Below are 21,737 nucleotides of genomic sequence, written 5' to 3'. Positions count from 1 at the left end.
CCCCCTTACCGCCGCTCCACCAACGTCAGCAGCGTCGCCTCCGGCGGGCAGGCGAAGCGGACCGGGGTGTAGCGGTTGGTGCCGCAGCCGGCCGAGACGTGGAGGTAGGACGTACGGCCTTCCACCGTGTGCGTGGACAGGCCCTTCACGCGGTCCGTGTCCAGGTCGCAGTTGGTGACCAGGGCGCCGTAGAAGGGGATGCACAGCTGGCCGCCGTGGGTGTGGCCGGCCAGGATCAGGGGGTAGTCGTCCGCCGTGAACGCGTCCAGTACCCGCAGGTACGGCGCGTGGACCACGCCGAGCGAGAAGTCGTGCCCCTGCGACGGGCCGCCGGCCACCCGGGCGTAGCGGTCCCGCTTGATGTGCGGGTCGTCCAGGCCGGTCAGCTCGATGGAGGCGCCCTCGATCTTGAGGACTCCCCGCGTGTTGGTCAGGTTCAGCCAGCCCGCCGAGTCGAAGCCGTCCCGCAGGTCCTCCCACGGGTTGTGGATCGCGCCCACGGCCGGCGCGTTGCCGTTCAGCCCGTGGCGTCCGCTCGCCTTCTCCAGAAGGTAGCGGGCGGGGTTGCGCAGCTTGGGGCCGTAGTAGTCGTTGGAGCCGAAGACGTACGCCCCCGGGAACTCCATCAGCGGGCCCAGGGCGTCCAGCACCTCGGGGACGCCCTCGGGGTCCGACAGGTTGTCGCCGGTGTTGATCACGAAGTCGGGACGGAGCCCGGCCAGCGACTGCAGCCAGCGCTGCTTCTTGCGCTGGCCGCCGACCATGTGGATGTCGGAGACCTGGAGCACGCGCAGCGGGCGCATGCCCGGGGGCAGGACGGGGACCGTGACCCGTCGGAGGCGGAAGGAGCGGGCTTCGAAGCCCGCCGAGTAGACCAGGCCGGCGGCGCCGGCCGCCACGATTCCCAGGGGGATTCCGTATCGCGCGCGCATCTGTCCATCGTGTCAGACGGGTTGGGCACACCGAGACCGGCCACCGGCCCGGCCGCCGGCCGCCGGCCGCCGGGCGCCCGGCGCCCGGTGACGGGGGACCGGTGGCGGGGGACCGGTGGCGGGCGAGGGCGGAAAGGGCGGGCCCGGGGGACGGCGCCTGCGGGGAAATGGACGGGCACGGGCGGACGTGCACCTGCGACAATCGGGCCATGACCACCACGCTCAAGTCGAAGCTGCAGGACGACCTCAACGCCGCGATCAAGGAGCGCGACGAGCTCCGCTCCTCGACGCTCCGGCTGACCCTCGCCGCCATCACCAAGGAGGAGGTCGCGGGCAAGGAGAAGCGGGAGCTGTCCGACGACGAGATCCTCAAGGTGATCACCCGCGAGGCGAAGAAGCGCCGGGAGGCGGCCGATGCGTTCGCCCAGGGCAACCGTCCCGAGCAGGCCGAGCGGGAGAAGGCGGAGGGCGAGGTGCTCGCCGGCTACCTGCCCAAGCAGCTGTCCGACGAGGAGCTGAACACGATCGTCGAGCAGGCCGTGGCGGAGGCGAAGGCGGCCGGTGCCGAGGGGCCGCGGGCCATGGGCGCCGTCATGAAGATCGTGAACCCGAAGGTGGCCGGGCTGGCCGAGGGCGGCCGGGTCGCCGCCGTGGTGAAGAAGCTCCTCCAGGGCTGACACACCCCAGACCCTCCTCCGCGCGCCGTCGCCTGCCCGGGTCTACGGGCTTACGCGACTACGGGGCCAGGACTTCACAGGGTCACGGGCCTACGGGTCTACGAGCTTGCGCGCGTCGGCGCCCGGCCCTCGCTCCACCTCTCCACGGCCGCGGTGGCCGCTCACCCCTCCACGGAGGCGGCCCCACACCTCCCTCCACGGCCGCGGGGCCGCACCCCTTCCCAGAGGTGCGGCCCCGCCGCGCCGGCCGGCGCATCACCGTCGTACCGGAACGAATGAACGAACCCGGCTAGTGCCGGCCGCCCCCACGGCCGTTGCCGTTGTTCCCGCCGTTCCAGCCGTCCCCCTGCCCCTGGATGACGTTCTCGGGGAGCGAGAACGTCGGCGTCGGGAACGAGCCGCCGAGGGCGCCGGCGGTCGTGCCGCCGTCAGCGGCGCCCCCGTCAGCGGTGCCCCCGTTGGTCAGGCCGCCGATCAGTCCCCCGGTCACCTGTCCGGTCCTGTTCCCGTCCCCGTTGTGGTCGTCCGTCGCCCCCCGGTCGCCTTTTCCCCGGTCGTCCTCGTCGTGCGAGTCGTCGGGGAGGTCGATCAGATGGAAGTCCGGCGCGGGCTTGCCGTCCAGCGCGCCGGACATCATGTCGCGCCAGATCGGGCCCGGGACCTCGCCGCCGTAGACCTTGTCGTGCGGGACGCCGCCGATGGTGATGCTGGTCATCTTGCGCTTGTGCTGCGGGTCGCCGACCCACACCGCGCCCGCCATGTTCGGGGTGTAGCCGACGAACCAGGCCGCGTAGCGCTCGTCCGTCGTACCGGTCTTGCCGGCGCTCGGGCGGCTGCCGAGGCCGGCCTCCTGGCCCGTGCCGTCCTCGACCACGCCCTTGAGGAGCGTGTTGATCGTGTCCGCGGTGTTCTCCGACATCGCCCGTGAGCAGGTCGACTTCGGCACCGGCAGGGACTTCTGCTCGCTGCCGGCCTTCTGGGTGACCGACTCGATGGCGACCGGGGTGCAGTACATGCCGCGCGAGGCGAAGGCGGCGTACGCGCTCGCCATCGTCAGCGGGGACATCTCCTGGGTGCCGAGCGCGATGGAGGGCGCCTGGTCGATCTTGCGGCCGTCCGCGCGCGCCACGCCCATCTTCTTCGCCATGTCGACGACCGGGCAGATGCCGATGTCGCTGATCAGCTGGACGTAGTAGGTGTTGACCGACTTCGCGGTGGCCTCCGCCATGCCGTACGGCCCGCGCTCCGAGTCGTTCTCGTTCTTCAGCTTGGCCGGCCGGTTCGGGTCGTTGCGCCACACCTTGCCGTCGCACGCGGCCACCGGGCTCGGATAGGCCATCTCGTACGGCGACGAGTACTCCTGCGTCGGAGGCTTGCCGCCCTCGACGGCCGCCGCGGCGACGATCGGCTTGAAGGTGGAGCCGGGCTGGTAGCCGGCGCCGCCGCCCATGTCCTGGTTCACGGACAGGTTGATCGTCGTCTCGTCGTTGTTGACGTTGACGCCGTACGGACGGGACTGGCCCATGGCGAGGATCTTGCCGGTGCCGGGCTCGACGACGGTCGCGGCGGTCGCCACGGCGTCGCTCTTGTAGACGTGGTCCTTGATGGACTCCTGCGCGGACTGCTGCGCCTGCGGGTCGAGCGTCGTACGGATCGTCAGGCCGCCGCGGTTCCAGAGCTTGGCCCGCGCCTCCTTGGTCTTGCCGAAGACCGGGTCGGTGAGGACCACCTGGCGGACGTAGTCACAGAAGAAGCCGGCGCCCTTGACCGCGGTGATGCAGCCGTTCTTGGGACGGCTGGTGCGCAGGCCGAGCGGCTTGCCCTTCGCCTGGTCGGCCTCCTTCTGGGAGATGTCGCCCAGCTCCGCCATCCGCTGGAGCACGACGTTGCGCCGCTTGGTGGCCTCGGCCTCGTCGTTGACCGGGTCGTACCGGCTCGGTGACTGCACGATGCCCGCCAGCAGCGCCGACTCCTGCAGGCTCAGGTCCTTGGCGTGCTTGGAGAAGTACCGCTGGGCGGCGGCCTCGACGCCGTAGGCCTGCTCGCCGAAGAAGGTGATGTTCAGGTAGTTCTCGAGGATCTTCTTCTTGCCGAGCTTGTCCTCGATCTGGATGGCGTACTTCAGCTCGCGGATCTTGCGGCCGAGGGTCTGCTGGGTGGCCTCGGCGACCTTCGTCGGGTCGTCGCCGGCCTCTTCGATGAAGTAGTTCTTCACCAGCTGCTGGGTGAGCGTGGAGGCGCCCTGGGCGACCCCTCCCTCCTGGGCGTTCTTGTTCACGGCGCGCAGCACGCCCTTGAGGTCGACGGCGCCGTGTTTGTAGAAGCGCGAATCCTCGATCGCGACGATCGCCTTCTGCAGGTACGGCGAGATGTCCTTGAGGTCCACCACCGTACGGTCGCGGGAATAGACGGTCGCGATCTGCTTGCCCCGGCTGTCCAGGATGGTGGTGCGCTGACTCAGCTGGGGACTCTTCAGGTTGGCCGGGATCTCGTCGAACCCCTTGACCGAGCCCTTGGCCGCGAGGCCCAGCGCGCCGGCCGCTGGCAGCGCGATGCCGGCCATCACGGCTCCGGCGAGCACACTGACACCGAGGAACTTGGCGGCCTGCTGCATGGGCGACAGACCGCCGCCCGAGCGCTTCTTTGGCATGGATGCAGCCTAATCCGTACTGTTGAGCGTTCCGAGGGAGCGACCGCTTCTCGGGATGTTCCGAGTGCCGATCGTGACGTACCGCCCGAGGGCTCGCCGGGCGCCGGCCTCCGTTATGGCCCGGCACAGAGGGACGTCTCCGTTCCCATTCGCCGGACACGCGCGCAGGCATTGGCCTAAGCTGCTCTCAACTGTCACCACCACGCGGTCACCTCTCCCTACGTCCGGCGACCCCGAATCGTTCCGGATCCAGTCAGAAATTGTCGGGGAACGGCCCTTTTTTCCACGGGGGACGGGCCCGGGTGCCGTCCGGAGCCCCGTGTGGCGTACCGCGACTGCCCCGGTTTGCCGGGATGATCACGCATGTCGCCAGCTCACTCCCGCGGGTGATCTGCCGCTTACCCATAGTCCGTTCGGGCCATTCAAGATTGGGCCCGAAGGGGGTGTTGCACTGTCCCCACCTTCCGTAACGTCCTCAACTGGCGGCGGTGAATATGCCGCTGCCGCCGTGGGGGAGCCTCGATTCGGGAGAGGACGGCGCCGGTATGGGCTGGGTAACCGACTGGAGTGCGCAGGCCGCCTGCCGCACTACCGATCCGGATGAACTGTTCGTTCAGGGAGCAGCGCAGAACAGGGCCAAGGCGGTGTGCACCGGATGCCCGGTACGCACCGAGTGCCTGGCCGATGCGCTGGACAATCGCGTCGAGTTCGGCGTGTGGGGAGGCATGACGGAGCGTGAGCGCCGTGCGTTGCTGCGCCGGCGCCCCACCGTGACCTCCTGGCGCAGACTCCTGGAAACCGCCCGCTCGGAGTACGAGCGCGGAGCGGGAATCGTGTCCCTCGACAACGACGAGGTGTACGAGAACTACGCCGCGGTGAGCTGAGGACCTCCCCCTTCGGGTCCGCCTCACAAGGCCACGATCCCCTTCAGGGCCAGGCCCCCTTTCAAGGCCGGGTCCCCCTTCAAGGCAGGACCGTCTTCGGGTCTGCTTCGTACGGCCGGGGTCAGCGCACAGGACCGGTACGACCGGTCGCGCGACGGGTGTACGGCCGCCGTGCCCGAGCCGCGGGCACGTCGATCGAGCACTCCGGATGCGCCGTGGGCGTGTCTGTCCGCGCCGAGGTGAGCCGTGTACGGGTGCCTATATGTGCTCCGTCCGTTCCGGCCGCCCTTCGGGCGCCGCCAGCCGGTCTCCGATGTCGCGCAGGCCCACGAGGTCGTGGACGTCACCGGGCAGTGCGGGCACCTCGACCACCGCCACCTCGGGATGGCGGGCGATGAAGCGGTCGCGGGTGCGCCGCTCGCGCGCGAGCAGCCGCATGCGCTCGGCGTGCAGTCTCAGCAGGCCCGCGGTGAGCCGGTCGACCGAGCGCTCCGTGTCGGCGGGGGAGCCTTCCTCGGGAGCGGGAGCTGCGGTCTCCGGTGCGTGAGATGGTGAACTGCCATGCGTGTCGGGAGAGTTACGAAGTCCAGCTTTCCCGTCCCCCTGATCCACAATGCGGGGGTCCTCAAGATTTTCCGCGGCGGCGAGCGCCCGCTCGGCCGACAGCCGGCCGGCCCCGCTGTCATGGACGCGGTTCAGCACCAGGCCCACCAGCGGCATCTTCTCCGCGGCCAGCCGCTCCACGAAGTACGCCGCCTCGCGCAGCGCGTCCCGCTCCGGGGCCGCCACCACCAGGAACGCCGTGCCGGGCGCCTGGAGGAGCTTGTAGGTGGCGTCCGCGCGGGTGCGGAAGCCGCCGAAGGTGGTGTCCATCGCGGCCACGAACGTCTGCACGTCCTTCAGCAGCTGACCGCCCAGCAGCTTGCCGAGCGTGCCGGTCATCATCGACATGCCGACGTTGAGGAAGGCCATCCCGGCCCGGCCGCCGAGCTTCGCCGGCGCGGTCAGCAGACGGATGAGCCGGCCGTCCAGGAAGGAGCCGAGCCGCTTGGGCGCGTCCAGGAAGTCCAGCGCCGAGCGGGAGGGCGGAGTGTCGACCACGATCAGGTCCCACTCCTCCTTCGCCCGCAGCTGGCCCAGCTTCTCCATCGCCATGTACTCCTGCGTGCCCGCGAAGCCCGCCGAGAGCGATTGGTAGAAGGGGTTCGCCAGGATCGCGGCGGCCCGCGCGGGGTCCGCGTGCGCCTCCACGACCTCGTCGAAGGTGCGCTTCATGTCGAGCATCATGGCGTGCAGCTCGCCGTCGCCGTCGGTGCCCTTCACCCTGCGGGGCACGTTGTCGAGGGAGTCGATGCCCATCGACTGGGCCAGCCGCTTGGCCGGGTCGATGGTCAGGACGACCACCTTGCGGCCCCGCTCGGCGGCCCGCAGCCCGAGGGCCGCCGCGGTCGTCGTCTTGCCGACGCCGCCCGAGCCGCAGCACACCACGATCCGGGTCTTCGGGTCGTCCAGCAGCGGGTCCACGTCCAGCACCCGCGCGGGGGAGAGCCGGCGGGCCTTCCCGGGCACCGCGGCCTCCTGCAGTGCCTCCGCCGGCTCCGCGGCCTCCTCGGGCCCCTGCGCCGTCTCGGATGCCTCGGCCGGGTCCGCGCTCATGACAACCCCTGCTTCCGCAGCTCGGTGGCGAGTTCGTACAGGCCCGCCAGGTCCATGCCCTCGGCGAGCAGCGGCAGTTCGTGCAGCGGCAGGCCCAGCCCGGTGAGGACCGCGCGCTGCTCCTGCTCCAGCGCGTACCGCTCGGCGTACTCCGCGGCCTGGTCCAGCAGCGGGTCCACCAGCCGCTCGGCGTTACCGCCGCGCCGGGCACCGCCCAGACCGGCCGCCGAGAGCGTCTGCGCGACAGAGGAACGCTCCACGGTCCGTACGAGTTCCAGGTCGGCCGCGTCCAGAATCCGCGGCCGGACCATGTTCACGATGACCCGGCCCACCGGCAGCCGGGCCGCGCGGAGTTCGGCGATGCCGTCGGCGGTCTCCTGGACCGGCATCTCCTCCAGCAGCGCCACCAGGTGCACCGCCGTCTCCGGCGACTTCAGCACCCGCATCACGGCCTGCGCCTGATTGTGTATCGGGCCGATCTTCGCGAGGCCCGCCACCTCGTCGTTCACGTTCAGGAAGCGGGTGACCCGGCCGGTCGGCGGGGCATCCATGACGACGTAGTCGTACACGAACCTGCCCGACCGGTCCTTGCGGCGCACGGCCTCGCACGCCTTGCCGGTCAGCAGGACGTCCCTGAGGCCGGGCGCGACGGTGGTGGCGAAGTCGATCGCGCCGAGCTTCTTCAGGGCCCGGCCCGCGCTCCCGAGTTTGTAGAACATCTGGAGATAGTCCAGAAGGGCCAGTTCGGGGTCGATGGCGAGGGCGTACACCTCCCCGCCGCCCGGAGCGACCGCGATCTTCCGCTCCTCATAGGGCAACGCCTCCGTCTCGAAGAGCTGGGCGATGCCCTGCCGGCCCTCGACCTCGACGAGAAGCGTCCGCTTCCCCTCGGTCGCGAGGGCCAGCGCGAGTGCGGCGGCGACCGTCGTCTTTCCGGTCCCGCCCTTGCCGCTGACGACCTGGAGCCTGCTCACATCTCCGAGACTAACCAGTCCGGCCGACGGGCACGCGCGGGCCTGTGGACAACGCAGGTCACCGTCCCTGTGGCCGCAGCGGCTACAGTCGGCCCATGACCAAGTGGGAATACGCAACCGTGCCGCTGCTCGTCCATGCCACGAAGCAGATTCTGGACACCTGGGGCGAGGACGGCTGGGAGCTCGTCCAGGTCGTGCCCGGGCCGAACCCCGAGCAGCTCGTGGCCTACCTGAAGCGGGAGAAGCAGGCGTGAGCGCGGTCGAGGCCAGGCTGGCCGAGCTGGGCCTGACCCTGCCGGAGGTGGTGCCGCCGCTGGCCGCCTACCAGCCGGCCGTGCGGTCCGGTGCGTACGTCTACACCGCCGGCCAGCTGCCGATGGTGGAGGGCAAGCTGCCGGTCACCGGCAAGGTGGGCGCCGAGGTCACGCCGGAGGAGGCCAAGGAGCTGGCCCGCACCTGCGCGCTGAACGCGCTGGCCGCCGTGAAGTCCGTCGCCGGCGACCTGGACCGCATCGCGCGCGTGGTGAAGGTCGTCGGCTTCGTCGCCTCGGCGTCCGACTTCACCGGGCAGCCCGGTGTCGTCAACGGCGCCAGCGAACTGCTCGGCGAGGTCCTGGGCGAGAAGGGCGTGCACGCCCGCAGCGCGGTCGGCGTCGCGGTGCTGCCGCTGGACGCGCCGGTCGAGGTCGAGATCCAGGTGGAACTGGCCCAGTAGGCCCCCGCCGCACGTCCTCCCGGCCGGCCCCGGGCACCTCTCGAACAATCGCCCTGTACGGGATAGCCTCCGGCCATGGCGAACGGTCAGTGGTATCCCCCGGAGTGGCCGGACCGCATCCGCGCGCTCGCGGACGGCACGCTCACGCCGGTGACCCCGAGGCGCGCGGCCACGGTCCTGCTCCTGAAGGACACCTCGGACGGCCCGGTCGTGCACATGCTGCGCAGACGCGCCTCCATGGCCTTCGCCGGAGGCGCGTACGCGTACCCCGGGGGCGGTGTCGACCCGCGGGACGACGACCGCCAGATCGGCTGGACGGGCCCTCCGCGCGCGTGGTGGGCCGCGCGGCTCGGCGTCGACGCGGCGAGCGCCCAGGCGATCGTCTGCGCGGCCGTACGGGAGACGTACGAGGAGGCCGGCGTGCTGCTCGCGGGGCCCGACCCGGACTCGGTCGTCGGCGACACCACCGGGGACGACTGGGAGGCCGACCGTGCCGCCCTGGTCGCGCGCGAACTGTCCTTCGCCGAGTTCCTCGACCGGCGCGGCCTGGTGCTGCGTTCGGACCTGCTGGGCGCCTGGGCCCGCTGGATCACCCCGGAGTTCGAGGCCCGCCGCTACGACACGTGGTTCTTCGTGGCCGCCCTCCCCGAGGGGCAGCGCACCCGCAACGCCTCCACGGAGGCCGACCGCACGGTGTGGATCCGCCCGGCCGAGGCCGCCGCCGGGTACGACAGGGGCGAGCTGCTGATGATGCCGCCCACCATCGCCGCCCTGCGCCAGCTGCTGCCCTACGGCAGCGCCGCCGAGGCACTGGCCGCCGCGCCCGCGCGCGAGATGACGCCGGTATGCGCGAGCGCCCGCCTCCAAGGCGACGAGATCGTCCTCTCCTGGCCCGGGCACGAGGAGTTCACCAAGCACATCCCGACGGCCGGCGAACCCACGCCGACGGCCGCCGAGCCGATGACGACGGCGCCCGGGACACCGGCGGACACGGCCGGCCCGCGCCCGGCCCCGCCCGCCAGCACCCACTCGACCACCGGTGGAGGCCCCGCATGACCGACGCGAGCGCGCTGCCGGGCCAGCCCCGGGGCGGAGTCCTGTCCGGGCCGGCCACCGAACGGACGGTCAACGTCCTCGCGCCCAACGCCTCCGCGATGACCCTGGACGGCACGAACACCTGGATCGTCGCCGAACCCGGTTCCGACCTGGCCGTGGTGATCGACCCGGGGCCGCTGGACGACGGTCATCTGCGCAACGTCGTGGACACGGCGGAGCAGGCCGGCCGGCGCATAGCCCTGACCCTCCTGACCCACGGTCACCCCGACCACGCCGAGGGCGCCGCCCGGTTCGCCGAACTGACCGGCACGCGCGTGCGTGCCCTCGATCCGGCCCTGCGGCTCGGGGACGAGGGCCTGGCCGCGGGGGACGTGATCACCGTCGGCGGGCTGGAGCTGCGGGTCGTACCGACTCCCGGGCACACCGCGGACTCGCTGTCCTTCCATCTCCCGGCCGACCGGGCGGTGCTGACCGGCGACACCGTCCTCGGGCGCGGTACGACGGTCGTGGCGCACCCGGACGGCAGGCTCGGCGACTATCTGGACTCCCTGCGGCGGCTGCGGTCCCTCACGGTGGACGACGGCGTGCACACCGTCCTGCCGGGCCACGGGCCGGTCCTGGAGGACGCCCAGGGCGCCGTGGAGTTCTACCTCGCCCACCGCGCGCACCGGCTCGCCCAGGTGGAGACCGCGGTCGAGAACGGCCACCGCAGCCCGGCCGAGGTCGTCGCCCACGTCTACGCGGACGTGGACCGCTCGCTGTGGCCGGCGGCGGAACTCTCGGTCCGGGCCCAGCTGGACTACCTCGGCGAGCACGGGCTGATCTAGGCGGGGCGGAACGCCCGCCTGGTGCCGGGCACGCGAGCGAGGGAGCCCCGGTGTCGTGCACGCGTGCGCGCGGGGCGGCTCCCCGGCCTGCGGGCTTCCCGGCGGTGCCGGGTGCCCGGAGACGGCAGCGGGGCCCGGCTCGTCACGAGCGGGGCCCCGGGGACGTACGGCCTAGGACGGCGTCAGCGCGACCTCTTGGCCAGCCTCTCCACGTCCAGCAGGATCACGGCCCGCGCCTCCAGGCGGAGCCAGCCGCGCTGGGCGAAGTCCGCGAGGGCCTTGTTCACCGTCTCGCGGGAGGCGCCGACCAGCTGGGCCAGCTCCTCCTGGGTCAGGTCGTGGACGACGTGGATGCCCTCCTCGGACTGCACGCCGAAGCGGCGCGAGAGGTCCAGCAGGGCGCGGGCCACCCGGCCGGGCACGTCGGAGAAGACCAGGTCGGACATGGCGTCGTTGGTCTTGCGCAGCCGGCGGGCGACGGCCCGCAGCAGGGCGCCGGCCACCTCCGGGCGGGCGTTCAGCCAGGGCTGGAGGTCGCCGTGGCCGAGACCGAGCAGCTTGACCTCGGTCAGGGCGGTCGCGGTGGCCGTACGGGGGCCCGGGTCGAACAGCGACAGTTCGCCGATGAGTTCGCCGGGGCCGACGACGGCGAGCATGTTCTCGCGGCCGTCGGGGGAAGTGCGGTGCAGCTTGACCTTGCCTTCGGTGACGACGTACAGCCGGTCCCCGGGGTCGCCCTCGTGGAACAGGGAGTCGCCGCGTGCGAGGGTCACCTCACTCATGGAGGCGCGAAGCTCCGCGGCCTGCTCGTCGTCGAGTGCCGCGAAGAGCGGGTTGCGCCGCAGAACGTCGTCCACGAGTTCTCTCCTTGTCGACCTGCTCAGGGGATCTTGCTCCCCTGTGTGCCAGGGGACCGTGTTCCCCATTTTGCCGGACGGTCCAAACAGTGTGATCTGTCACAAGGATGCCGCACAGGTCTCCCGGGGTATGCGTCAGGGGTCCGATCGGGGGCCGCTGCGCCGGGTCCGGAGCGGATGTCGGTGCCGGGCTTTAGGCTGGCCGGGTGTCCAAATCGCCGGTGAGAACACAGGCCAAGGGGGCTGGGCGGGTGGTTGTACGTCGCGATTCCGCTGTGGGCGAACGCGCGTCCGAGGGAAGTAGTAAAACGCGCAAATCGGCTAAAAAGGCTGTCGGTGCGGAAGGGAAGGCCGACAAGAAGGCCGCGCCCGTGAAGAAGGCGGAGGGCATGGAGAACGCGGCGGCCGAGAAGAAGGCTCCGGCCACCGGGAAGGCCGAGGAGAAGCCGGCGCCGGCGAAGAAGAGCACGCCCGCCAAGAAGGCCGCCTCTTCCAGGGCCGCCGCGAAGAAGAGCACGCCCGCCGAGAAGACGGCCCCCGCCAAAGCCGCAGCCAGGAAGGTGAAGGCCGCCGACGCGGTCGTCGCCGCCGAGGCCGCCGTCAAGAAGGCCGCGCCCGTCAAGAAGACCGCCGTCCGGCCGTCCGGCGGCGAGTCCCCCACCGCCCTGGTCCGCCGCGCCCGCCGCATCAACCGCGAACTGGCCGAGGTGTACCCCTACGCCCACCCCGAGCTGGACTTCGAGAACCCCTTCCAGCTGCTGGTCGCCACCGTGCTGTCGGCCCAGACCACCGACCTGCGCGTCAACCAGACCACCCCGGCGCTCTTCGCCCGCTACCCCGCCCCCGAGGACCTCGCCGCCGCCAACCCGGAGGAGGTCGAGCAGATCCTGCGTCCCTGCGGCTTCTTCCGGGCCAAGACGAGGTCGGTCATCGGGCTCTCCAAGGCGCTCGTCGAGAACTTCGGCGGCGAGGTGCCCGGACGGCTGGAGGACCTGGTCACGCTGCCCGGCGTGGGCCGCAAGACGGCCTTCGTCGTCCTCGGCAACGCCTACGGCCGGCCCGGGATCACCGTGGACACCCACTTCCAGCGGCTCGTCCGGCGCTGGCGGTGGACCGGCGAGACCGACCCCGACAAGATCGAGGCCGCCGTCGGCGCGCTCTTCCCGAAGGGCGAGTGGACCGACCTGTCCCACCACGTCATCTGGCACGGCCGGCGCATCTGCCACGCCCGCAAGCCGGCCTGCGGCGCCTGCCCCATCGCCCCGCTCTGCCCGGCGTACGGCGAGGGCGAGACCGACCCGGAGAAGGCGAAGAAGCTGCTCAAGTACGAGAAGGGCGGCTTCCCGGGCCAGCGCCTGAAGCCCCCGCAGGCCTACCTGGACGCCGGCGGCACACCGGCGCCTCCCCTGGGGGCCGCGTGACGGAACGATCCCGGTGCCCTCGGGCGTTGGAGAGGACAGGACGACGGGGGTGGCGATGACCAGGGCGAGCGACACACAGGGCGGTCCGCTGACGCTCAGCCGGACGGGGCTGCCGGACTGGCTGGCGCCGGTCGTGCGCGTCGTGGAGACGATCGAGCCGACGCAGATGAGCCACTTCCTGCCGCCGGAGAACGGCTCGGGGCGGCAGTCGGCCGTGCTGATCCTGTTCGGCGAGGGCGAGCGCGGCCCGGAGCTGCTGCTCATGGAGCGCGCGGGCTCCCTGCGCTCGCACGCCGGCCAGCCCGCCTTCCCGGGCGGCGCGCTGGATCCGGAGGACGGCGATCCGCTCGGCGACGGGCCCCTGCGGGCCGCGCTGCGCGAGGCGCGCGAGGAGACCGGACTCGACCCCTCGGGCGTGCAGCTCTTCGGCGTGCTGCCCCGGCTGTACATCCCGGTCAGCCGCTTCGTCGTCACGCCCGTGCTGGGCTGGTGGCGCGAGCCCAGCACGGTCGGCGCCGTCGACCCGAACGAGACGGCCCGGGTCTTCACCGTGCCGGTGGCGGATCTCACGGACCCCGCCAACCGCGCCACCGCCGTCCACCCCAGAGGCCACAGCGGACCCGCCTTCCTGGTCGAATCGGCACTGGTGTGGGGCTTCACGGCGGGAGTGATCGACCGCCTGCTGCACTACGCGGGCTGGGAACGCCCCTGGGACCGGGGGAAGCAGGTCCCGCTCGACTGGCGCGCGTGACAGGGTGATCCACATGCGGTATCCCCGGGGGGCGGCCCCGGGGCCCGGCCGAGCTGCTGGGAGCGGAGTGAGTAGGCGAGGCCTGAAGCGGTGAACGTGCTGGACATCCTGTTGCTCGTCGCGGCCGTGTGGTTCGCGGTGGTGGGTTACCGCCAGGGCTTCGTCGTCGGCATCCTGTCGGTGACCGGGTTCCTGGGCGGCGGCCTCCTCGCCGTGTACACGCTGCCCGTGATCTGGGACGCCATGACCGGCAAGGAGGAGGTCGGCACCACCGCCGCGGTCGTGGCCGTGGTCGTCGTCATCGTCTGCGCCTCCGTGGGCCAGGCCCTGACCACCCACCTCGGCAACAAACTGCGCCGGCACATCACGTGGTCCCCGGCCCGCGCCCTGGACGCCACCGGCGGCGCGCTGGTCAACGTCGTCGCGATGCTCCTGGTGGCCTGGCTGATCGGGTCCGCCCTGGCCGGCACGACCCTGCCGACACTCGGCAAGGAGGTCCGCGGCTCCAAGGTGCTGCTCGGCGTCTCCCGGGCGCTGCCCGAGCAGGCCGACACCTGGTTCGCCGACTTCTCCTCCGTACTCGCCCAGAACGGCTTCCCGCAGGTCTTCAGCCCGTTCGCCGACGAGCCGATCAAGGACGTGCGGCCGCCGGACCCGGCCCTCGCGGGCAGCACGGTCGCCCAGCGCGCCCAGCGCTCCATCGTCAAGGTCACCGGGACCGCGCAGAGCTGCGGCAAGGTCCTGGAGGGCTCCGGCTTCGTCTTCGCCGACCGCCGGGTGATGACCAACGCGCACGTGGTCGGCGGGGTGGACGCGCCGCGGGTGCAGATAGGCGGTGAGGGCCCCAAGTACGACGCCAAGGTGGTGCTGTACGACTGGGAGCGCGACATCGCCGTGCTCGACGTGCCCGACCTGAGGGCGACCGCGCTGCGGTTCACCCGCGAGGACGCGGCCGGCGGGGACGGCGCGATCGTCGCGGGCTTCCCGGAGAACGGCGCGTACGACGTGCGCGCCGCGCGCGTGCGCGGGCGCATCACGGCCAACGGCCCGGACATCTACCACCGCGGCACGGTCCGCCGCGATGTCTACTCCCTGTACGCCGTCGTCCGGCAGGGCAACTCCGGCGGCCCGCTGCTCACTCCGGACGGAGAGGTGTACGGCGTGGTGTTCGCCAAGTCGCTCGACGACGCGGACACGGGGTACGCGCTGACGGCGGACGAGATCCGGGCCGACATCGAGCGGGGGCGCACGGCGAACGAGCAGGTGGGGACGGACAGCTGCGCCCTGTAGAGCGGCGCGGCGGCGTCAGCTCCGCGCGTGACGCAGGCGCATCGAGACCCAGCGGGCCCGGCGGCGCAGGATGCGCGGAATCCCCACCCGCACGTCGCCTTCCGCGAGTTGCGGCATGACCCGCTGGGGCGTGCCCGGACCCATGGCCGAGCGGCGGTTGCGGGGTGCGTCACTGTAGTCGTGCGTCCAGCCCATACCCCGACGTGTGCCCCCGCCTGAAGGTCGATAACCACCCGCGCGCCCCCTGATTGGCCTATGCGCAGGGCATGTGGCGGTTCAGGGGACAACTGTGGGGGAACCGGATGCCGAACGCACCGGAACCCTCACCAAACGGTCACCGGTCCGGCTCGGGATCCTTCAGCCAGTTGACCAGTTCGGCGGAGAACGCGGCCGGGTCCTCCTCGTGTGGGAAGTGGCCGAGGCCGTCGAACAGACGCCAGCGGTAGGGGGCTTCGACGTACTCGCCGGAACCGGCCGCGCTGCGGGTGCGGGTCACCGGGTCCAGCGAGCCGTGCAGATGCAGCGTCGGCACCCGGACGGGCCGCTTCATCCGGCGGTAGAACTGCACGCCGTCCGGGCGGGCCAGGGAACGCACCAGCCAGCGGTACGGCTCGATGGAGCAGTGCGCCGTGGAGGGGATGCACATGGCCCGCTGGTACGCCGCCACGTCCGCGTCCTCCGGCGGCCGGGGCCCGGACCACTCCCGGATCAGCCGGCCCACCAGCGCGCCCTCCTCGGCGGTCAGTTGCCGCTCGGGCAGCCACGGCCGCTGGAAGCCCCAGATATAGGAGTTGGCGGCGGTCTGCCGGGCGTCCCGCAGCATCGCCGCGCGCCAACGCCGCGGGTGCGGCATGGACACCACCGCCAGGCGCCGCACCAGCTTGGGCCGCATGGCCGCCGCCGTCCACGCCAGATAGCCGCCGAGGTCGTGGCCGACCAGCGCGGCGTCCGGCTCGCCGAGCGAGCGGATCACCCCGGTGACGTCGAGCGCCAGGTTGGCCGGGTCGTACCCGCGGGGCGTGCGGTCGCTGCCGCCGACGCCCCGCAGGTCCATCGCCACCGCCCGGTAGCCCGCGTCGGCGAGCGCGGCCAGCTGGTGCCGCCATGTCCACCAGAACTGCGGGAAGCCGTGCAGGAGCAGGACCAGGGGGCCGTCGCCCAGCTCCGCGATGTGGAAGCGGGCGCCGTTGGCGGCGACGTCCCGGTGCGTGACCCGCCTCCCGTCGGGGAGGTCGATCCGCACGGGGGAGGGGGCGGCGGGGTCCGTCATGAGGACGAGCGTGCCACAGCCTCGAGGGCGGCGGGAGCCGGCTCGTCGCCCGGCTCCGGACGCGGGTGCGGCCTGGCGTTCTGCAGCACGCCCGCCGACTCCTTCATCGAGGCGGCCACCTTCTGCGGGCCCTTGCCCCGCTTGGCCTTCTTCGCGAACACCAGGCCGATGAGCCCGAGCAGGCCGGCGACCAGCACGTTGGCCGCGAAGGACAGCACGAAGCAGATCGCCAGGTTCCAGTGGCTCCAGGTCCGGATGCCGTACGCCAGCGCGAAGTTGAGCATCGGCAGGGAGAACACCAGGACGGCGCCCGCCATCGAGAAGGCGCCGCCGCTCATCGCGCCGCGCTTCACGTCCTGTTTGAGCTGGGCCTTGGCCAGCGCGATCTCGTCGTGCACCAGCGCCGACAATTCGGTCGTCGCCGAGGCGAACAGCTGGCCGATGCTGCGTTCGGCGCCGACCGGGCTGCCGTCGGGTGCGCTCATCGCGTTCTCCCTCAGAAGTCTCGTGCCGCACATGTGCTGCGGGGACGGCCGTGGTGCTCGTACGGCCGTCCGGGTAGCCGTCGCGCGCGTGCGGCCGTCTTGATTTGTACCGTCTCGTCAGATCATGCCGGACGGCCGCTCTCCTCGCCTGCCCCGCCCGGCACTTCCGCAAGCCCGTGGCGCGCCTCGGCGGCCAGCCGCCGGTGTTCGGCGGCCTTGCGCTCGTGGATCGCGGCCATCCGGAGGTGGTACGCCGGGTCGCCTTGTTCGTACACGTCCGGGATGCCGTCGAGGTCCTCGTCGCGCTCCTCTTCCTCGCACAGCCTGCGGTACCGGTCGTTGCGCAGCTTCAGCAGCATCGTCGCGCACACCGCCGCGATCAGCGATCCGGTGAGGACGGCCGCCTTCACCTCGCCGGTCAGGACGGTGTCGCCGCCGAAGGCCAGCTCGCCGATGAGCAGCGAGACCGTGAAGCCGATCCCGGCGAGCGAGGACATCGCGAAGACGTCGGCCCACGCCAGCTCCTCGCTGAGCCGCGCGCGGGTGAAGCGGACGGTCAGCCAGGTGCCGCCGAAGATCCCGATCGTCTTGCCCACGACCAGGCCGAGGACGACGCCGAGCGTCTCGGGCTTGCCGAACACGTCCCCGAGCGCCCCGCCGGACAGCGTCACACCGGCGCTGAACAGCGCGAACAGTGGTACGGCGAGTCCGGCGGACAGGGGCCGCACCAGATGCTCGACGCGCTGTCCCGGTGAGTGCTCCTCACCCTCCCGGGTGGTGCAGCGCAGCATCAGGCCCATCGCCACACCGGCGATGGTGGCGTGCACGCCGCTGTTGTACATCAGCGCCCAGATGACGACGGCGAGCGGCAGGTACACGTACCAGCCGCGCACGCCCTTGCGCAGCAGCAGCCAGAAGACGGCGAGCCCGGCGACGGCCCCGCCGAGGGCGGCGAGGTTCAGCCGGTCGGTGAAGAAGATCGCGATGATCAGGATCGCGAAGAGGTCGTCGACGACCGCGAGGGTGAGCAGGAAGGCGCGCAGGGCGCTGGGCAGGGAGGTGCCGATGACCGCCAGTACGGCGAGCGCGAAGGCGATGTCGGTGGCGGTCGGCACCGCCCAGCCCGCGCGGGAGCCGCTTCCGGCGAGGTTGGTGAGGGTGTAGACGAGCGCCGGTACGGCCATGCCGCACAGCGCCGCCACCACGGGCAGCACGGCCGCCTTCGGGTCGCGCAGGTCCCCGGCGACCAGCTCGCGCTTGAGTTCGATTCCGGCTACGAAGAAGAACACGGCGAGCAGCCCGTCGGCCGCCCAGTGGGCGACGGACAGACGCAGGCCCAGCGCGCCGGGGCCGAGGTGGAATTCGCTGACCGTCTCATAGCCGTGGCGCAGACCGGGGACGTTCGCCCAGACCAGTGCGGCCACGGCGGCGAGGAGCAGCAGGACACCGCCGACGGTCTCGGTGCGCAGCGCGTCCGCCACGAAGGTCCGCTCGGGCAGGGACAGCCGGCCGAGGGCCTTGCGGACGGTGGTGGGGGTGCGGGGCGCGGTCACGGGAGACCTCCGGGAGCAGGCAGGCGGAACTCACATGCCGACCAGACTTCCCGGCGCACCTGACGTGTCAGCTCTGCGACACTTTCCTTAGTTTACCTAAAGTGGCGCGCGCCGGCCCGATGATCTCACTGCAAGCCTCCGGGACACCCGGCGCGTACGCCGGCCGAGTGCCCCGAAGGACGCCGTCCCAGTCCTCCCGGTCCGCTCAGTCCTCGCTGGAGGCGGCGGGCAGCTTGGTCTGGATGAGGTCCATGACCGTGCTGTCGGTCAGCGTGGTGACGTCTCCGAGCTGCCGGTTCTCGGCGACGTCCCGCAGCAGACGGCGCATGATCTTGCCGGAGCGGGTCTTCGGCAGCTCCGCCACCGGCAGGACGCGCTTGGGCTTGGCGATCGGGCCGAGGGTGGCGCCGACGTGGTTGCGCAGCTCGCTGACCAGGGCCTCGTTCTCCGACGCCGAGCCGCGCAGGATGACGAAGGCGACGATGGCCTGGCCGGTGGTCTCGTCCGCGGCGCCCACGACGGCGGCCTCGGCGACCGCCGGGTGGGAGACGAGCGCCGACTCCACCTCGGTGGTGGAGATGTTGTGCCCGGAGACGAGCATCACGTCGTCCACCCGGCCCAGCAGCCAGATGTCCCCGTCGTCGTCCTTCTTCGCGCCGTCGCCCGCGAAGTACCGGCCCTCGAAGCGGGACCAGTAGGTGTCGATGAACCGCTGGTCGTCGCCCCAGATGGTGCGCAGCATCGACGGCCACGGCTCGGTCAGCACCAGGTAACCGCCGCCGCCGTCGGGTACCTCGTTCGCCTCGTCGTCGACGACCGTCGCGCTGATGCCGGGCAGCGGGCGCTGCGCCGAACCGGGCTTGGCCGCGGTGACGCCGGGCAGCGGACTGATCATCATGGCGCCGGTCTCGGTCTGCCACCAGGTGTCCACGACGGGCGTGCGGTCGGCGCCGATGTGCTTGCGGTACCAGATCCACGCCTCGGGGTTGATGGGCTCGCCCACCGAGCCGAGGACCCGCAGGGACGACAGGTCGTACTTGGCGGGGATGTCGTCGCCCCACTTCATGAACGTCCTGATCGCGGTCGGCGCGGTGTAGAGGATCGTCACCTTGTACTTCTGCACGATCTCCCAGAACCGGCCCTGGTGCGGGGTGTCCGGCGTGCCCTCGTACATCACCTGGGTCGCGCCGTTGGCCAGCGGGCCGTACACGATGTACGAGTGCCCGGTCACCCAGCCGACGTCGGCCGTGCACCAGTAGACGTCCGTCTCCGGCTTGAGGTCGAAGACCGACCAGTGGGTGTAGGCCGTCTGGGTGAGGTAGCCGCCGGAGGTGTGCAGGATGCCCTTCGGCTTCCCCGTCGTGCCGGAGGTGTAGAGGATGAACAACGGGTGCTCGGCCTCGAACGCCTGCGGGGTGTGCTCGGCGGACTGCCGGCCCACCAGGTCGTGCCACCACACGTCCCGGCCCTCGGTCCAGGTGACCTCCTGACCGGTACGGCGCACCACCAGCACGTGCTCGACCTGGTCGGCCTTGCCGAGTGCCTCGTCCACGGCTGGCTTGAGCGCGGACGGCTTGCCGCGTCGGTAGCCGCCGTCGGCGGTGATGACGACCTTGGCGTCCGCGTCCTGGATGCGGGTCGCGAGCGCGTCCGCCGAGAAGCCGCCGAAGACGACCGAGTGGGCCGCGCCGATCCGGGCCGAGGCCAGCATCGCGATCGCGGTCTCCGGGATCATCGGCATGTAGATGGCGACCCGGTCGCCCTTGCGCACGCCCAGCTCCAGCAGGGCGTTGGCGGCCCTGGAGACCTCGTCCTTCAGCTCCGCGTAGGTGATCGCGCGACTGTCGCCGGGCTCGCCCTCGAAGTGGATGGCGACGCGGTCGCCGTGGCCGGCCTCCACATGGCGGTCCACGCAGTTGTAGGCGACGTTCAGCTCGCCGTCCTTGAACCACTTCGCGAACGGCGGGTTGGACCAGTCCAGCGTCTCGGTCGGTTCCTTGGCCCAGGTCAGCCGGCGGGCCTGCTCGGCCCAGAAGCCGAGCCTGTCAGCCTTGGCCTGTTCATACGCCTCCGCCGTGACATTGGCGTGTGCGGCCAGGTCGGCGGGGGGCGCGAACCTGCGTTCTTCCTTGAGCAGGTTGGCCAGGCTCTCGTTGCTCACGACATCTCCCTTTCGAAGGGTGTCCGTTGTGTCCCAGGCCACAGCTCATCAGACGCGGGGGTCCGATGACAAGGGTCGACGGGAAAATTGGTTTAGACCTGTCTGGAGATCGCGAAGCGAGTGGTCACGGCTCCGGGGTGAATGGAGCAGGAGATCACACGCTGGGGTGAAGTAATCATTTGATCGGCTTGTCGTACTAATTCCTTCTCTGTCCCGTGCGACCTTGGCCGCGCTGCCAGGGCCAGCCCGGCACATCACCAGAGACATCCGCAGTCAGCGTGTGCCTGAGAGAAGGAAGAAGGTGGGCGGAACATGGCTGCCACCCAGAGGATCGCCGTCGGCGCCATGGTCGCCGCGGCCTGTGCCGCGTCGCTCGCCGGTTGCGCGGGAGACTCCGCCGCCGTCAAGCCGGGCGCGCCCGGCCCGGAGCAGGGGGCGCCGGCGCCGGGCAGTGTGTTCCGGCCGATCGGCGACGGCTCCACCGCGTACACCGGGGCCCAGCCGCATCTGCCCGTGCCGGAGCGGCTGAGTCCCGGTCAGAAACCACCGCAGTTCGTCGTGTTCTCCTGGGACGGCGCGGGCGAGGACAGCCAGAAGCTGTTCTCGCACTTCCGCGAGGTCGCCAAGGAGAACAACGCGACCATGACGTACTTCCTCAGCGGCGTGTACATGCTGCCCGAGGAGAAGCGTGACCTCTACAAGCCGCCGCAGCACGATCCGGGCCGCTCCGACATCGGCTTCAACGACGAGCAGGGCATCACCGACACCCTTGAGCAATTGCGGCTGGCCTGGCTGGAGGGCAACGAGATCGGCACCCACTTCAACGGCCACTTCTGCGGGCCTGACGGCGGCGTCGGCACCTGGTCGGTGGACGAGTGGAAGAGCGAGATCGCCCAGGCCAAGAAGTTCGTGAAGTCCTGGCGGAGCAACACCGGCATGCGGCGGGCGGACCCGCTGCCCTTCGATTACGACAAGGAGCTGATCGGCGCCCGCACGCCCTGTCTGGAAGGGCGGAAGAACTTCGTCAAGGCCGCCCGCGACCTCGGCTTCCGCTACGACTCCAGCGGAGTCGACGACCAGGTCTGGCCCAAGAAGAAGGAGGGCCTGTGGGACCTGTCGATGCAGCTGGTGCCCTTCCCCGGTCACACCTATGAGCAGCTGACCATGGACTACAACTTCATGGTCAGCCAGTCCGGCACCCAGACCCAGGGCGACCCCGACAAGTTCGACTACTGGGGCGACCAGATGCGCGACGGCCTCCTCAAGGGTTTCTACCGCGCCTACGACGGCAACCGCGCGCCCCTGATCATCGGCAACCACTTCGAGTCCTGGAACGGCGGCACCTACATGCGCGCCGTGGAAGACGTGGTGAAGGAGGTGTGCACCAAGCCCGAGGTGCGCTGCGTCTCCTTCCGGCAACTGGCCGACTGGCTGGACGCCCAGGACCCGCGGACCCTGGCGCGGCTGCGCTCCCTGGAGGTCGGCGAGGCGCCACGGCAGGGCTGGGCGTCCTTCCTGTCCGGCAGTCCGGCCCCGGCGCCCAGGGGCGTGCCCGGGGCGCCGGCGGACCAGCGGTAG

The 21,737-nt window shown here is 71.4% G+C and carries 20 protein-coding genes; 10 read left to right on the top strand and 10 right to left on the bottom strand.

Annotated features, from left to right (window positions below):
- Window positions 1–5: 5 nt before the first annotated feature.
- Window positions 6–932 (bottom strand): metallophosphoesterase, encoded by a 927-nt coding sequence (locus SCK26_RS17090; RefSeq protein WP_318202170.1) that lies wholly within the window; start codon window positions 930–932, stop codon window positions 6–8.
- Between the two features lie 209 nt (window positions 933–1,141).
- Between SCK26_RS17090 and SCK26_RS17085 the strand changes: the two genes are divergently transcribed.
- Window positions 1,142–1,609: a GatB/YqeY domain-containing protein gene (locus tag SCK26_RS17085; RefSeq protein ID WP_318202169.1), complete on the top strand. Its 468-nt coding sequence runs from the start codon at window positions 1,142–1,144 to the stop codon at window positions 1,607–1,609.
- Between the two features lie 289 nt (window positions 1,610–1,898).
- Here SCK26_RS17085 and SCK26_RS17080 read toward each other — a convergent pair whose 3' ends face one another.
- The gene (locus SCK26_RS17080; protein ID WP_318202168.1) at window positions 1,899–4,259 is read right to left on the bottom strand and encodes a transglycosylase domain-containing protein; all 2,361 of its coding nucleotides are present in this window, start codon (window positions 4,257–4,259) and stop codon (window positions 1,899–1,901) included.
- Window positions 4,260–4,804: 545 nt separating this feature from the next.
- Between SCK26_RS17080 and wblA the strand changes: the two genes are divergently transcribed.
- Window positions 4,805–5,143 carry a transcriptional regulator WblA gene (wblA, locus tag SCK26_RS17075; protein WP_030606400.1) on the top strand — a complete coding sequence of 113 codons (339 nt, stop codon included), beginning with the start codon at window positions 4,805–4,807 and terminating at the stop codon, window positions 5,141–5,143.
- Window positions 5,144–5,401: 258 nt separating this feature from the next.
- On the opposite strand, the gene SCK26_RS17070 is transcribed toward wblA, so the two are convergent.
- Entirely contained in the window at window positions 5,402–6,799 is a 1,398-nt protein-coding gene (locus SCK26_RS17070; RefSeq protein ID WP_318202167.1) for an ArsA family ATPase, read from the bottom strand.
- Window positions 6,796–7,773 (bottom strand): ArsA family ATPase, encoded by a 978-nt coding sequence (locus SCK26_RS17065; protein ID WP_318202166.1) that lies wholly within the window; start codon window positions 7,771–7,773, stop codon window positions 6,796–6,798. Before SCK26_RS17065 ends, SCK26_RS17070 begins: the two co-directional genes overlap by 4 nt.
- Window positions 7,774–7,868: 95 nt before the next feature.
- Here SCK26_RS17065 and SCK26_RS17060 point away from each other — a divergent pair, with 95 nt between their 5' ends.
- From SCK26_RS17060 to SCK26_RS17045, 4 genes are all read left to right on the top strand, one after another.
- Entirely contained in the window at window positions 7,869–8,027 is a 159-nt protein-coding gene (locus tag SCK26_RS17060; protein ID WP_009189813.1) for a DUF4177 domain-containing protein, read from the top strand.
- Complete coding sequence (locus tag SCK26_RS17055; RefSeq protein WP_318202165.1) at window positions 8,024–8,488, top strand: RidA family protein; 465 nt, start codon at window positions 8,024–8,026, stop codon at window positions 8,486–8,488. The genes SCK26_RS17060 and SCK26_RS17055 overlap by 4 nt, the downstream gene beginning before the upstream one ends.
- Before the next feature lie 75 nt (window positions 8,489–8,563).
- On the top strand, window positions 8,564–9,544 hold the full coding sequence (locus SCK26_RS17050; protein WP_318202164.1) for an NUDIX hydrolase: 981 nt from the start codon (window positions 8,564–8,566) through the stop codon (window positions 9,542–9,544).
- A complete protein-coding gene (locus tag SCK26_RS17045; protein ID WP_318202163.1) occupies window positions 9,541–10,371 on the top strand; it encodes an MBL fold metallo-hydrolase in 831 nt (276 codons plus the stop codon). The genes SCK26_RS17050 and SCK26_RS17045 overlap by 4 nt, the downstream gene beginning before the upstream one ends.
- 182 nt (window positions 10,372–10,553) lie before the next feature.
- Here SCK26_RS17045 and SCK26_RS17040 read toward each other — a convergent pair whose 3' ends face one another.
- Entirely contained in the window at window positions 10,554–11,228 is a 675-nt protein-coding gene (locus SCK26_RS17040; protein WP_014674022.1) for a Crp/Fnr family transcriptional regulator, read from the bottom strand.
- 371 nt (window positions 11,229–11,599) lie between these two features.
- On the opposite strand from SCK26_RS17040, the gene nth reads away from it, so the two are divergent.
- From nth to SCK26_RS17025, 3 genes are all read left to right on the top strand, one after another.
- Window positions 11,600–12,649, top strand: coding sequence for an endonuclease III (gene nth / locus SCK26_RS17035; RefSeq protein WP_412080754.1), 1,050 nt, complete (start codon window positions 11,600–11,602; stop codon window positions 12,647–12,649).
- A 55-nt stretch (window positions 12,650–12,704) separates the two neighbouring features.
- A complete protein-coding gene (locus SCK26_RS17030; protein WP_318202162.1) occupies window positions 12,705–13,400 on the top strand; it encodes a CoA pyrophosphatase in 696 nt (231 codons plus the stop codon).
- A gap of 90 nt (window positions 13,401–13,490) precedes the next feature.
- Window positions 13,491–14,690: a MarP family serine protease gene (locus tag SCK26_RS17025; protein WP_318202161.1), complete on the top strand. Its 1,200-nt coding sequence runs from the start codon at window positions 13,491–13,493 to the stop codon at window positions 14,688–14,690.
- A 15-nt stretch (window positions 14,691–14,705) separates the two neighbouring features.
- On the opposite strand, the gene SCK26_RS17020 is transcribed toward SCK26_RS17025, so the two are convergent.
- The 5 genes from SCK26_RS17020 to acs form a co-directional block, all read right to left on the bottom strand.
- Window positions 14,706–14,885: a hypothetical protein gene (locus tag SCK26_RS17020; RefSeq protein ID WP_318202160.1), complete on the bottom strand. Its 180-nt coding sequence runs from the start codon at window positions 14,883–14,885 to the stop codon at window positions 14,706–14,708.
- Window positions 14,886–15,024: 139 nt separating this feature from the next.
- Window positions 15,025–15,960, bottom strand: a complete 936-nt coding sequence (locus SCK26_RS17015; RefSeq protein ID WP_318202159.1) for an alpha/beta hydrolase — start codon at window positions 15,958–15,960, stop codon at window positions 15,025–15,027.
- On the bottom strand, window positions 15,957–16,445 hold the full coding sequence (locus SCK26_RS17010) for a phage holin family protein (RefSeq protein ID WP_318202158.1): 489 nt from the start codon (window positions 16,443–16,445) through the stop codon (window positions 15,957–15,959). The genes SCK26_RS17015 and SCK26_RS17010 overlap by 4 nt, the downstream gene beginning before the upstream one ends.
- Window positions 16,446–16,567: 122 nt before the next feature.
- The gene (gene nhaA / locus SCK26_RS17005; protein ID WP_318202157.1) at window positions 16,568–17,998 is read right to left on the bottom strand and encodes a Na+/H+ antiporter NhaA; all 1,431 of its coding nucleotides are present in this window, start codon (window positions 17,996–17,998) and stop codon (window positions 16,568–16,570) included.
- Window positions 17,999–18,203: 205 nt separating this feature from the next.
- Window positions 18,204–20,159, bottom strand: coding sequence for an acetate--CoA ligase (gene acs, locus SCK26_RS17000; protein WP_318202156.1), 1,956 nt, complete (start codon window positions 20,157–20,159; stop codon window positions 18,204–18,206).
- Between the two features lie 312 nt (window positions 20,160–20,471).
- On the opposite strand from acs, the gene SCK26_RS16995 reads away from it, so the two are divergent.
- The gene (locus SCK26_RS16995; RefSeq protein WP_318202155.1) at window positions 20,472–21,737 is read left to right on the top strand and encodes a hypothetical protein; all 1,266 of its coding nucleotides are present in this window, start codon (window positions 20,472–20,474) and stop codon (window positions 21,735–21,737) included.

Origin of the sequence: Streptomyces sp. SCL15-4 (assembly GCF_033366695.1) — a bacterium.
Lineage (GTDB): Bacteria > Actinomycetota > Actinomycetes > Streptomycetales > Streptomycetaceae > Streptomyces.
This window is presented reverse-complemented; position numbering and strand designations above follow the sequence as displayed.

Coding starts and splice junctions, on each gene's coding strand:
- SCK26_RS17045 (WP_318202163.1), top strand. CDS start 9,541: ATGACCGACGCGAGCGCGCTGCCGGGCCAGCCCCGGGGCGGAGTCCTG.
- SCK26_RS17090 (WP_318202170.1), bottom strand. CDS start 932: ATGCGCGCGCGATACGGAATCCCCCTGGGAATCGTGGCGGCCGGCGCC.
- SCK26_RS17010 (WP_318202158.1), bottom strand. CDS start 16,445: ATGAGCGCACCCGACGGCAGCCCGGTCGGCGCCGAACGCAGCATCGGC.
- SCK26_RS17080 (WP_318202168.1), bottom strand. CDS start 4,259: ATGCCAAAGAAGCGCTCGGGCGGCGGTCTGTCGCCCATGCAGCAGGCC.
- SCK26_RS17030 (WP_318202162.1), top strand. CDS start 12,705: ATGACCAGGGCGAGCGACACACAGGGCGGTCCGCTGACGCTCAGCCGG.
- SCK26_RS16995 (WP_318202155.1), top strand. CDS start 20,472: ATGGCTGCCACCCAGAGGATCGCCGTCGGCGCCATGGTCGCCGCGGCC.
- SCK26_RS17050 (WP_318202164.1), top strand. CDS start 8,564: ATGGCGAACGGTCAGTGGTATCCCCCGGAGTGGCCGGACCGCATCCGC.
- SCK26_RS17085 (WP_318202169.1), top strand. CDS start 1,142: ATGACCACCACGCTCAAGTCGAAGCTGCAGGACGACCTCAACGCCGCG.
- SCK26_RS17060 (WP_009189813.1), top strand. CDS start 7,869: ATGACCAAGTGGGAATACGCAACCGTGCCGCTGCTCGTCCATGCCACG.
- SCK26_RS17015 (WP_318202159.1), bottom strand. CDS start 15,960: ATGACGGACCCCGCCGCCCCCTCCCCCGTGCGGATCGACCTCCCCGAC.
- SCK26_RS17020 (WP_318202160.1), bottom strand. CDS start 14,885: ATGGGCTGGACGCACGACTACAGTGACGCACCCCGCAACCGCCGCTCG.
- SCK26_RS17070 (WP_318202167.1), bottom strand. CDS start 6,799: ATGAGCGCGGACCCGGCCGAGGCATCCGAGACGGCGCAGGGGCCCGAG.
- wblA (WP_030606400.1), top strand. CDS start 4,805: ATGGGCTGGGTAACCGACTGGAGTGCGCAGGCCGCCTGCCGCACTACC.